The organism is uncultured Bradyrhizobium sp., assembly GCF_936943645.1.
Taxonomy (GTDB): domain Bacteria; phylum Pseudomonadota; class Alphaproteobacteria; order Rhizobiales; family Xanthobacteraceae; genus Bradyrhizobium.
Genome location: NZ_CAKZJO010000019.1, coordinates 1 through 11,236 on the forward strand (window position 1 = coordinate 1; position 11,236 = coordinate 11,236).

At 65.2% G+C, this 11,236-nt stretch carries 10 protein-coding genes; 6 read left to right on the top strand and 4 right to left on the bottom strand.

Translation table 11 applies throughout. The features are described 5' to 3' along the window. The first annotated feature begins 272 nt into the window (after window positions 1–272). From Q0743_RS02260 to Q0743_RS02270, 3 genes are all read left to right on the top strand, one after another. On the top strand, window positions 273–1,472 hold the full coding sequence (locus Q0743_RS02260; RefSeq protein WP_298239969.1) for a molybdopterin-dependent oxidoreductase: 1,200 nt from the start codon (window positions 273–275) through the stop codon (window positions 1,470–1,472). A gap of 12 nt (window positions 1,473–1,484) precedes the next feature. Then, a complete protein-coding gene (locus tag Q0743_RS02265) occupies window positions 1,485–1,787 on the top strand; it encodes a cytochrome c (protein ID WP_298239970.1) in 303 nt (100 codons plus the stop codon). 287 nt (window positions 1,788–2,074) lie between these two features. Beyond that, complete coding sequence (locus Q0743_RS02270; protein ID WP_008563500.1) at window positions 2,075–2,275, top strand: cold-shock protein; 201 nt, start codon at window positions 2,075–2,077, stop codon at window positions 2,273–2,275. Between the two features lie 171 nt (window positions 2,276–2,446). Here the strand turns inward: Q0743_RS02270 and Q0743_RS02275 are convergent, their stop codons facing one another. Then, on the bottom strand, window positions 2,447–2,908 hold the full coding sequence (locus Q0743_RS02275; RefSeq protein WP_298239971.1) for an Lrp/AsnC ligand binding domain-containing protein: 462 nt from the start codon (window positions 2,906–2,908) through the stop codon (window positions 2,447–2,449). 114 nt (window positions 2,909–3,022) lie between these two features. Between Q0743_RS02275 and putA the strand changes: the two genes are divergently transcribed. The 3 genes from putA to Q0743_RS02290 all read left to right on the top strand — a co-directional run bounded on the left by putA (window position 3,023) and on the right by Q0743_RS02290 (window position 8,161). Beyond that, the gene (gene putA, locus Q0743_RS02280) at window positions 3,023–6,034 is read left to right on the top strand and encodes a bifunctional proline dehydrogenase/L-glutamate gamma-semialdehyde dehydrogenase PutA (protein ID WP_298239972.1); all 3,012 of its coding nucleotides are present in this window, start codon (window positions 3,023–3,025) and stop codon (window positions 6,032–6,034) included. 116 nt (window positions 6,035–6,150) lie between these two features. Beyond that, entirely contained in the window at window positions 6,151–7,356 is a 1,206-nt protein-coding gene (locus tag Q0743_RS02285) for a CoA transferase (RefSeq protein ID WP_298239973.1), read from the top strand. A gap of 157 nt (window positions 7,357–7,513) precedes the next feature. Further along, on the top strand, window positions 7,514–8,161 hold the full coding sequence (locus tag Q0743_RS02290) for a glutathione S-transferase family protein (RefSeq protein WP_298239974.1): 648 nt from the start codon (window positions 7,514–7,516) through the stop codon (window positions 8,159–8,161). Window positions 8,162–8,209: 48 nt separating this feature from the next. Here the strand turns inward: Q0743_RS02290 and Q0743_RS02295 are convergent, their stop codons facing one another. The 3 genes from Q0743_RS02295 to Q0743_RS02305 form a co-directional block, all read right to left on the bottom strand. Beyond that, a complete protein-coding gene (locus Q0743_RS02295) occupies window positions 8,210–8,374 on the bottom strand; it encodes a hypothetical protein (RefSeq protein WP_298239975.1) in 165 nt (54 codons plus the stop codon). Window positions 8,375–8,382: 8 nt separating this feature from the next. Next, the gene (locus tag Q0743_RS02300; protein ID WP_298239976.1) at window positions 8,383–9,906 is read right to left on the bottom strand and encodes a hypothetical protein; all 1,524 of its coding nucleotides are present in this window, start codon (window positions 9,904–9,906) and stop codon (window positions 8,383–8,385) included. Window positions 9,907–9,999: 93 nt separating this feature from the next. Further along, complete coding sequence (locus Q0743_RS02305; protein ID WP_298239977.1) at window positions 10,000–10,980, bottom strand: hypothetical protein; 981 nt, start codon at window positions 10,978–10,980, stop codon at window positions 10,000–10,002. Window positions 10,981–11,236: the final 256 nt, after the last annotated feature.

Sequence of the window (11,236 nt, forward strand, 5' to 3'; positions counted from 1 at the left end):
ATGCGCGTGCCGCCTACGCCAATGCAACTTGACAATCCAGATAGTCGCTCACCCCAACCCTCTCCCCGTAAGAACGGGGCGAGGGAGCACACCGCCGTCGCGGTGAGAACTTGGCTCACAAGCATGTCCACGCAACACCGGCCTGTTGCAACGCAGCGGCATGGGCCTGCTGCGAAAGCACGAATTGACTTCATCTCATTCGTTGCGACAGATGAGCGCAGGCGTCGCGGTGATGACCGCGATCCAACGAAAAAGCTCCGGGAGGAGACCAGATGTTCGATCGACGCGACCTGCTCAAAGGGGCGGGCTTTGCCGCACTTGCGGCCACGCTGCATTCCACCAGGGCCTTGGCACTCGACACCGTCACGCTCCCATTCGCCAATGGCGAACGACCGCTGGTGAAATATCCGCAGAAGCGGCCGATGATCGGCCTCACCAGCCGGCCGCCGCAGCTCGAGACGCCGTTTGCGATCTTCAACGACGGCCCGATCACGCCGAACAACGCGTTCTTCGTGCGCTATCACCTCTCCGACCTGCCCTACAATCTCGACCCCGACAAGTTCACGCTCGAGGTCAAGGGCAAGGTCGACAAGCCGCTGAAGCTGTCGCTGAAGGACATCCGGAAGATGAAGGCGACGGAGATCGTCGCCGTCGCGCAATGCTCCGGCAACAGCCGCGGCTTCTTCGAGCCGCGCGTCGCCGGCGGCCAGCTTGCCAACGGCGCCATGGGCTGCGCGCGCTGGCGCGGCGTGCCGCTGAAGGCGGTGCTGGAGATGGCGGGCGTGCAGAGCGGCGCCAAGCAGGTCACCTTCGGCGGCATGGACGGGCCGGTCAGCGACAAGACGCCCGACTTCGTCAAGGCTCTCGACATCGCTCACGCGAGTGACGGCGAGGTGATGCTGGCCTATGGCATGAACGGCGAGGATTTGCCGTTCCTCAATGGCTTCCCGCTGCGCCTGATCGTGCCCGGCTATTACGGCACCTACTGGGTCAAGCACCTCAACGAGATCACCGTCGTCGACAATGTCTATGACGGCTTCTGGATGAAGTCGGCCTATCGCATCCCCGATACGCCGGACAATTCGATCGAGCCCGGCACCACGCCGAAGGCAACGATCCCGATCAACCGCTTCACCATCCGCTCCTTCATCACCAGCGTGCCCGACGGTGCCAAACTGAAGGCCGGCCGCACGACGTTGCGCGGCATCGCCTTCGACGGCGGCAAGGGCATCAAGGAGGTCCAGGTTTCCACCGACGGCGGCAAGAGCTGGGTCAGCGCCAGGCTCGGCAAGGATCTCGGCAAATACGCCTTCCGCGAATGGAAGCTGCCGGTAAAGCTCGCGGCGGGCAATGTCGAGCTCAAGGTGCGCGCCACCGGCAATGGCGGCGAGACGCAGCCGGACACGCCGCGCTGGAACCCGGCGGGTTATTTGCGCAACGTCGTCGAGACCATCCGCGTCAGCGTGGCCTGAAGGAGAATGATCATGCAGCGCACCGTTCTCCTCGCCGTCTCGTTCGCCGTCGGCCTCACGGCCGCGACCGCGGCACCGGTCAACTACCAGCTTCCGGACGAGGTCGCAGCGTTCAAGCCGGGCCCCGATCTCGAGGTGGTCAAGGGCAATTGCAGCGCCTGCCACTCGGCCGACTACATCAAGACGCAGCCGCCGATGAAGGACAAGAAAGGCTTCTGGCAGGCCGAGGTGACCAAGATGATCAAGGTCTATGGCGCGCCGATCGACGATGCCGATGTCGGCAAGATCGTCGATTACCTTGCCGCGACGTACTGACGGACGGCATCGCGCTCGCTTACCCTCCCCTACCCTCCAGGGGAGGGTACGGAAGAACGGCTAGTCGATCTTTTCTCCGCAGTAGATCCGACACACTCCGGCCATTTGACCGCGAAACGGGCAAAACCGGCAAAAGCGCCGCGAAGTTGAGCGGAATTCGGCGAAATGCCGATGTGGTTTGAGCTACCAAGCCCGCCACATTCCGCGTATCCTGTTAGGACCGAACCGGCCGGTTGGCGGGGACTGGCGGTTCGAGATCTCGGAGGAAGACCCGCGGAGAAGTCGTGATGGCTAAAGGTACGGTCAAGTGGTTCAACCCGACGAAGGGTTATGGATTTATCCAGCCTGCGTCGGGGGGCAAGGATGTGTTCGTGCATATCTCGGCAGTGCAGAAGGCCGGTTTGTCCACGCTGAACGAGGGACAGACGGTGGAATACGAAGAGATCGCAAACCGGGGCAAGACTTCCGCAGAGAACCTCAAAGTCTAAGCCCGCCAGCCTTTTGCGGCCTCCCGGATCATCTCCGGGAGCGGGCCAAGAAAATTTCAGAAGACGGCCAGTGCATTCGACGACAGGCGTTGCGACTGCACGAGGATAGCTATTTTTCCTGGAAAACCGCTCGTTCGACGCCACAGCAATGACAATCGCGACGGCATTTCGTCAGCCCACCGGCAACGGTGCGTCGCGCTTGATCTCTTCCATCACCGCATAGGTCCGCGTCTCGCGCACGCCCGGCATCGACAGCAGGGTCTCGCCGAGAAAGCGTCGATACGCGGCCATGTCGGCCAGCCGCGCCTTCACAAGATAGTCGAAGCCGCCGGCAACCATGTGACACTCCAGAACTTCAGGCGCGAGCTTCACCGCCCGCGCAAAGCGCTCGAAATTGTCGGGCGTGGTCTTGTCGAGCAGCACCTCGACGAACACCAGAAGACCGAGGCCAAGCCGGTGCGGATTGAGCCGCGCGCCATAGCCCTCGACGAAGCCTTCGCGCTGCAGGCGCTTCAAGCGCTCACCGATCGAGGTCGGCGACAACCCGATGCGCTCGGCGAGCTCGACATTGGCGATTCGTCCGTCGTCCTGCAGAATTGAGAGGATTTTCCGGTCGATTCGATCGAGTTCCATATCTTCTACGGCCAACCTGCTATCAATCTTCATTTCCTAAGGCAAATCGACTAGATTGTCTATCGAACAACGGTCACGCGGGCCTTATCCTGGATTTCAGACACAGGACACGCCATGCCGAACATCCCGCCGCCTTTCACCGCCCCCTACGCCCCTGACGATGCCGAGATCGCAGCAAAGCTGTTGCCGGCCTCGCACCTCACCCCGCCGCAGGAGGCGGGGATCGACCGCACCGCGACGCGGCTGATCGAGGCGATCCGCAAGCGCGACGACCGGCTCGCAGGGAATCTTGGCGGCGTCGAGGACATGCTGCGGGAGTTCGCGCTCTCGACCAAGGAGGGCCTCGCGCTGATGGTGCTGGCGGAAGCGCTGCTGCGCGTGCCGGACGCCCGCACCGCCGACCAGTTCATCGAGGACAAGCTCGGCGAGGGCGACTTCATCCATCACGAGACCAAATCCACGGCGTTCCTGGTCAATGCCTCGGCCTGGGCACTCGGCCTGTCCGCGCGGGTGATCCAGCCCGGCGAGACGCCCGACGGCACCATCGGCCGTCTCGTGAAGCGGTTAGGAGCGCCTGCGGTGCGCACCGCGACGCGCCAGGCGATGCGGCTGATGGGCAATCATTTCGTGCTGGGCGAGACCATCGAGCAGGCGCTGGAGCGGGGTCAGCCGCGCTCCGGTCAGAAGCCGCGCTATTCCTTCGACATGCTCGGCGAAGGCGCGCGCACGGCGGCGGATGCCAGGCGCTATTTCGATGCCTATGCCAGTGCGATTCTGACCATCGGCAAGGCTGCGGGGAGCAATCCCCTCCCCGACCGGCCTGGCATCTCGGTCAAGCTCTCGGCCCTGCATCCGCGCTTCGAGGCGATCAGCCGCGACCGCGTATTGACCGAGCTGGTGCCGCTGCTGCTGGATCTGGCGCAGCGCGCCAAGGCGTATGATCTCAACTTCACCGTCGACGCCGAGGAAGCCGACCGGCTGGAGCTGTCGCTCGACGTGATCGCGGCGACGCTCGCCGATGCGTCGCTTGCCGGCTGGGACGGATTTGGCCTCGCGATCCAGGCCTATCAGAAGCGCGCCGCGGCCGTGATCGACTATGTCGATGCACTCGCCCGCGCGCATGACCGCAAGCTGATGGTGCGCCTCGTCAAGGGCGCCTATTGGGACACCGAGATCAAGCGCGCGCAGGAGCGCGGGCTGGACGGCTATCCCGTATTCACGCGCAAGGCGATGACGGATCTCAACTTCGTCGCCTGCGCGTCAAAACTGCTGGCCTTGCGGCCGCGCATCTTCCCGCAATTCGCCACCCACAACGCGCTGACGGTCGCGACCGTGCTGGAGCTTGCGGCTGATGGCGGCAGCTTCGAGTTCCAGCGCCTGCACGGCATGGGCGAAGCGCTGTACGAGCAATTGGCAAAAGATCATCCTGACATCGCCTACCGCACCTATGCACCGGTCGGCAGCCATCGCGACCTGCTTGCCTATCTGGTGCGGCGCCTTTTGGAGAACGGCGCCAATTCCTCCTTCGTGGCGCAGGCCGCCGATTATCGCGTGCCGGTGCCCGCGCTGTTGCAGCGTCCGGCGGATGCGATCGTGCGGCCGCAAGCGGCGGCGCATCCCAAAATTCCGTTGCCGGACGATCTGTTCGCGCCGGAGCGGCGCAATTCGCGCGGGGTCGAGTTCGGCGCACGCGTGGCGCTCGAGCAATTGCTGACCGGCGTGAAGGCCGAAGCCGCGGACCTCAAGCCCATCACAGATGCAACGCCGGAGCAGGCCAATGCGGCTGTGGCAGCAAGCCGTGCCGGTTTCGCCGCCTGGAGCCGGACGTCGGCGGGAGCACGCGCGGCGGCGCTGGAGCAGGCCGCGCATCTGCTGGAGCGCCGCAGCGCCCATTTCATCGCGCTGCTCCAAGCCGAGGGCGGCAAGACGCTCGACGACGCGCTGTCGGAGCTGCGCGAAGCCGCCGACTTCTGCCGCTACTATGCCGCGCAGGGCCGCAAGCTGTTCGGCAGCGAGGCCGCGATGCCAGGCCCGACCGGCGAGAGCAATGTGCTCAGCCTGCGCGGCCGCGGTGTGTTCGTGGCGATCTCGCCGTGGAATTTTCCCCTGGCAATCTTCCTCGGCCAGGTCACCGCAGCGCTGATGGCCGGCAATTGCGTGGTGGCAAAGCCCGCCGAGCAGACGCCGCGCATCGCGCGCGAGGCCGTCGCCCTGCTGCACGAGGCCGGCATCCCCAATAGCGCACTGCAGCTCGTCACCGGCGACGGTCGCATCGGCGCGGTGCTGACCGCGCATGCGGACATCGCGGGCGTCGTCTTCACCGGCTCGACCGAGGTGGCGCGCTTGATCAACCGGACGCTTGCCGCCAAGGACGGGCCGATCGTGCCGTTAATCGCGGAGACGGGCGGCATCAACGCCATGATCGCCGATGCCACCGCGCTGCCCGAGCAGGTCGCCGACGATGTCGTCACCTCAGCCTTCCGCTCCGCCGGGCAGCGCTGCTCGGCGCTGCGGCTCCTGTTCGTGCAGGAAGACGTCGCCGACCGCATGATCGAGATGATCGCGGGCGCGGCGCGCGAGCTGAGGATCGGCGATCCCTCCGATGTCGCAACCCATGTCGGCCCTGTCATTGACCAGGAGGCCAAGCAGCGGCTCGATGCGCATGTCGCGCGGATGAAGACCGAGGCGAAGCTGCATTTTGCCGGCACCGCGCCGGAGGGCTGCTTCGTCGCGCCGCACATCTTCGAGCTCAAGGAGGCCGGCCAACTCACCGAGGAGGTGTTCGGCCCGATCCTGCATGTCGTGCGCTACCGCGCCGAAAACCTCGAGCGCGTGTTGCAGGCGATCCAACGCACCGGCTACGGCCTCACCCTCGGCGTCCACTCCCGCATCGACGACACCATTGAGGCCATCATCGACCGCGTCCAGGTCGGCAACATCTACGTCAACCGCAACATGATCGGCGCGGTGGTCGGCGTCCAGCCGTTCGGCGGCAACGGCCTGTCCGGAACCGGCCCCAAGGCCGGCGGCCCGCATTACCTCGCGCGCTTCGCCACCGAGCAGACGGTGACCATCAACACCGCCGCCGCGGGCGGCAACGCAGCACTGCTGGCGGGGGAGGAATAACGCCCTGCGCCTGGCGCCGTTGCATCCCGGTAAAACATCGGTCTAACTGCTCCCATCATCTGCCCGCGCCAATTCCAGCATGCGGGAAACGACTGAATCAAGGGAGCGACGCCGCGATGGATAAGGGCATTTTTGCCGGCCTGAAGGTTCTGGACTGCGCGAGCTTCATCGCAGCACCCGCGGCCGCGACCGTGCTGTCGGATTTCGGCGCCGATGTCATCAAGATCGAGCCGCCCGGCGCCGGCGACCCCTATCGCAACCTGCCGAACCTGCCCGGCTATCCCACCGGCGAGCACAATTTCGCCTGGCTGCTGGAAGCCCGCAACAAGAAGAGCATCGCGCTCGACCTTGCAAAACCCGAGGCGCAGGCCGTGCTCTACAAGCTGGTCGAGGAAGCCGACGTCTTCATCACCAACATGCCGCCACCGGTGCGCGCCAAGCTCGGCATCACCTATGACCATCTCGCCCATCTCAACGACCGGCTGATCTACGCCTCCTTCACCGGCTATGGCGAGAAGGGCGAGGAAGCCAACAAGCCGGGTTTCGACAGCAACGCCTATTGGGCGCGCTCCGGCCTGATGGACCTGGTCCGCGCCGACACCGACACCACCCCGGCCCGCTCGGTCGCCGGCATGGGCGACCACCCCTGCGCCATGGCGTTCTACGGTGCCATCGTCACCGCGCTGTATCAGCGCGAGAAGACCGGCAAGGGCTCGCATGTCGCCTCCAACCTGATGGCGAACGGGGTTTGGGCCGCCAGCGTGCTGGCGCAGGCCAAGCTCTGCGGCGCCAAGTTCGGCGAGCGCCGCCCGCGCGAGCGCGCGCTGAACGCGGTCGCCAACCACTATCAGTGCAAGGACGGCCGCTGGCTGATCCTGTCGCTGCTCAACGAGGAGAAGCAGTTCCCGACGCTGGCCAAATGCCTCGGACGCGAGGACCTGATCAACGACCCACGCTTCGCCACCAAGGCGGACCGCCACGCCCGCTCGGTGGAGCTGATCAAGATCCTGGACGAGACCTTCGCCACCCGGGACCTCGCCGAATGGCGCAAGATCCTCGACGGCAGCGGCCTCGTGTTCGGCGTCGTCGCCATTCTGGACGACATTCCCAACGACAAGCAGATGCTCGACAACGAAGTGCTGGTGCCGTTCGAGAACGACACCATGCTCACCATCAACAGCCCGATCTGGATCGACGGCGCCAAGAAGGTCCAGCCGCGCAAGCCGCCCGCCGTGGGCGAGCACAGTGACGAGATTTTGCGCGGGGCGGGATACGACGAGGCGGCGATCAAGCAGCTGCGATCGAAGGGGGCGGTCGGGTAAGGCGCGCCCTCGCGTCAACCTCCGTCATTGCGAGCGTAGCGAAGCAATCCAGACTCCCACCGCGGATGCATCTCTGGATTGCTTCGCTGCGCTCGCAATGACGATGCTGGTCGATCTCGCTATAACAATCGACAACACACCGCTCCCGCGAGGTCCCATGCCCAGCTACCGCCTGCACTACTTCCCCGAGTCCGGCAACAGCTACAAGCTGGCGCTGATGCTGACGCTTTGCGGCGAGACGTTCGAGCCGGTCTGGACCGATTTCGGCGGCGGCGTCACGCGCACGGCGGAGTGGCGCAAGGCCGTCAACGAGATGGGCGAGATTCCCGTGCTCGAGGTCGATGGCGTGAAGATGACGCAGACCGCGCCGCTGCTGCTCAAGCTCGCCGAGCAATACGGCCGCTTCGGCGCCGAGACCGAGGACGAGAAATTCGAGCTGCTGCGCTGGCTGTTCTGGGACAACCACAAGCTCACCGGCTACATGGCGACCTATCGCTTCATGCGCGCCTTCACCGAGAAGAACGACCCGCAGGTGCTGAAGCATTTCCGCCGCCGGCTCGAGGATTTTCTCGGCATTCTCGACGGGCATCTCCAGCACAATGCCTTCGCGATCGGTACGAAGCCGACGGTCGCCGATATCTCGATGATGGCCTATCTGCACTATCCCAGCGACGAGCACGGTTTCGATTTCGCCACGAGCCATCCCGCCATACACGCCTGGCTGGGCCGGATGGCCGCGCTGCCCGGCTGGAAGCCGGCCTATGAGCTGCTGCCGGGCAAGCGGATGACCAATCACGCGAAGTGAGGATTTCTTCTTTCCCCTCTCCCCGCACACGGGGAGAGGCGAAGAGACCTACCTCATCGACAGCCAGCCGAGCGTGAACAGGATCCCGCCGACGATGACGGCGACCGCAATCGCCCAGATGCTCACGCGCGCGCTGCCGGTGACCTGCTTGGCTTCCTCATTCCGCGCGATCTCGCGATTGCGCGCCTTGTTGGCATTGCCGGTGTCCGTCATGAATCATCCTAACGCGTCTTGATGAAGCACATGCCGATGCGGCGCGAGGCCGCGGCGGCCTGACAGGTGAGACCGTTAGCACAGGTCCATGACGTAAAACTCCTGTCCGGCGTTCCCGATCCCGCATCGGCCAAGGAACAATGCGCGCCCCAGCCGTCCTGGTACTCGCTTCCGGCAAGCTCGCTTTTGCCGCGGGTCTGCGGCCGGCTGGCAAATCCGCGTGAGAAATCAGGACGTTTGCCCGCGGCGAACGCGGTCAGGATGTCGCGGCGGCGGACCTGGTCGCCGAGGAAGTGCGGCGAAGCCGGCACGATGGTGGAATTGGACGGCTTGTCAGCCAGCCAGTCCACGCCGGGGAAATGGAAGCCGCCGATGCCGCGGGTCTGGTGGCAGCCGGCGCAGGTGACGTCATTGAGACGGCGCTGGAAGCCCGCCACCGAGCGGATGTTCTGCAGATCCCCGTGCGCGGCGGCCTGCTTCAGCGCCCCGACCACATCCCGATCGGTGAAGAGCTGATCGCTGCCCTCGCCCTTTCCCTCTCCTTGCATCATGCCGAACTCCGGCTGCAGTTCGGAGGCATCGAGTCCCGCAGGCGTCGGCACCACCGCAGCCTTGGCCAGGAATTTTTCCGGGATCAGCACCGTGCCGCGATCGAACTCGCGCAAATTCTCGGGCGCGAGCAGCCAGGCCTTGAAATCGCGCCGAAGCCCGTCGTCGGCGAGGATGCGGTCGCGGTCGATCTGGTTCTCCAGCACCGCTTCCGCGAACGTCTTCGTGGCCGCGTCGTACTTGAACACCTTGAGCAGATAGTCGGAGCGGAAGTCGTGCAGCGCCGATTTCGCGGCGACCGATATCTGGATGTTGGTCTCGATGCGGTCGAGCATCGCGTCGTCACGAGCGCCGATCAGCTCTTGCCAATTGCCGTTGTCGAGCCAGCGGCGTGCAATCTCCGCGCAGGTGATCGGCTTGCCGTTGGCGTCTGCCCGGCGTGCATCGCGCGCCTTCATCACCAGATTGAACGTCATCGGCAGCCGCGTCGCCGTCTTGCCGCCGTCGAAACGCGCAAGGCGATAGATCAGCCGGATCTCGCCGCAGGACTCCTCGCCGACATAAGCACGGTCCATGCGGTTGACGATGCCGGCCAGCACGAAACGCGTATCGGGGGATTTCAGATTGGTCCGATCGAACAGCTGCACGTCAAAGCCTTCGCCGACGCCGATCGTCTCGGTCGGCCAGGCGGCCTTCTGCCGCGCAATGTAACGGTCGAACTCCGCGTCGATCGCCGGCGGAATGTCCTTCAACTGCGGCAGCGACGCGGACAGCCGGTCGGTCGTCATCGAACCGCCCGCCTCACGCTCCGGCGCCACCAGGCGCGGGATCGTGAGAGCGTCGCCCTCGTCGAGCCTGCGCAAGAGATCGGGATCGGTGATGGCCGTGCCGCGCGTCAGCTGCGCGGTCTCCGCGGCCGGTAGCGAGGCAGCACCGCCGAACAACAGGGCGGCAGCAATGAGAATTCGCAACGCGCGGTTCATGCCTGAGGTAACACCGCTGCGGGATGCCTATTCAAGCAAAAAGGCGCTTCACATGGTGGTGAAGCGCCTCTTCGAAATCCGGATATCGATCGCTCAGCGCGAGACGATCAGCCCCTTGCTGGTGACGACGACCCAGCGGCCATCCTGGCGGCGGATCGCGTCGACACGGCCGACGCCGGGAATGGGATCGCCGGGATAGACCTCGTAGAGGCCGTCACGGCCCTCGATCAGCGCACCGCCATTGCCGGCGTTGCGCAGCCGCCAGCCTTCGATCGTCGGCAGACGGCCAACCTCGGTCTTGGGCGCGGCGGCCACCGGGGCCGGTGCGGCGGCGGTCGCAACCTGCTGGGCAGGCGCAATCGAGCCGGTGGTCTCCTTCGCGGGCGCTGCAGCCTGCGCGGGAGCGGCGGGCGACGTGGCGCGGAGCTTGTCGACGGTCTCGGACAGCTTTGCGATCCTGGCCATCGGCTCGGCCTGCGCCTTCTCGAGCTTGTCGAGGCGGTCATTGGCCCGATTGAACTGGCTGACGCCGGTCTTCGAGCTATGCTCGACATTGGCCTTCAGCGCGACGAGATCGGCATCGATCCGCGCCACCGAAGCATCGAGCGCGCTGGTGTCGGCGACCTGCACCGGCGCCTGGGCCGGGCTGGCGAAATGCATCATGCCGGCGGTCGCGAGCGCACCGCTGATCGCGCCGACGCTGGCGGCGATCGCCACCACCGCGGCCATGGCCGAGAGGCGGCGCTTGCCGCCGGCCTCGCGCGGCTCATCCGCCTTCACATGCGGGGCGAAATCCTCGCGGTCCCAGGAGCCGTTCCGCGAACGATCCGAGGGCGCCATGACGATGAGCTTGCCGGGCTTCGGCTCGGGCTTGGTCTCGGCCTTGGGTTCAACCCTGGCTTCGACCTTCGGCACCTCGAGCTTCGGCGGCTCGACCTTCACCGGATCCGGCTTGGGCGGCGCCTCGTGGTCGGGCGCGATCGACGGCGCGTCGATCCCGGCAGCCTCGACAGCCTGCGGCGCGGTCGTCCCGGCTTCGACGACGCTGTTATCCTGGGCAGCCTGCTCAGCCATTGGTTCGCTCACAGTTCAAATACTCCGCTCTGGATTGACCTTTTGGTAACTTTCATTGCTTGCGAAATCCTTACCTTGGGACCCGCTTACCGAAATTTTAGGGAGTTATCCGGGGCCGAATTGAGCCGGGAACATGGAACCGGTGTGGCGGGTGTGAAACAATTTGTAATCGGGACAAGATGAACGGCGGCGGAATGGGGTGAAGCATTGTGCCTCAACCCGTCATGCTGAGGTGCGAGCGGCGCGGTGCGTAGCA

Bases quoted from the DNA above. Each gene is read 5' to 3' on its own strand.
- Q0743_RS02265 (WP_298239970.1), top strand. From the start codon at position 1,485: ATGCAGCGCACCGTTCTCCTCGCCGTCTCGTTCGCCGTCGGCCTCACG.
- Q0743_RS02295 (WP_298239975.1), bottom strand. From the start codon at position 8,374: ATGACGGACACCGGCAATGCCAACAAGGCGCGCAATCGCGAGATCGCG.
- Q0743_RS02270 (WP_008563500.1), top strand. From the start codon at position 2,075: ATGGCTAAAGGTACGGTCAAGTGGTTCAACCCGACGAAGGGTTATGGA.
- Q0743_RS02300 (WP_298239976.1), bottom strand. From the start codon at position 9,906: ATGAACCGCGCGTTGCGAATTCTCATTGCTGCCGCCCTGTTGTTCGGC.
- Q0743_RS02305 (WP_298239977.1), bottom strand. From the start codon at position 10,980: ATGGCTGAGCAGGCTGCCCAGGATAACAGCGTCGTCGAAGCCGGGACG.
- Q0743_RS02290 (WP_298239974.1), top strand. From the start codon at position 7,514: ATGCCCAGCTACCGCCTGCACTACTTCCCCGAGTCCGGCAACAGCTAC.
- Q0743_RS02275 (WP_298239971.1), bottom strand. From the start codon at position 2,908: ATGGAACTCGATCGAATCGACCGGAAAATCCTCTCAATTCTGCAGGAC.
- Q0743_RS02260 (WP_298239969.1), top strand. From the start codon at position 273: ATGTTCGATCGACGCGACCTGCTCAAAGGGGCGGGCTTTGCCGCACTT.
- Q0743_RS02285 (WP_298239973.1), top strand. From the start codon at position 6,151: ATGGATAAGGGCATTTTTGCCGGCCTGAAGGTTCTGGACTGCGCGAGC.
- putA (WP_298239972.1), top strand. From the start codon at position 3,023: ATGCCGAACATCCCGCCGCCTTTCACCGCCCCCTACGCCCCTGACGAT.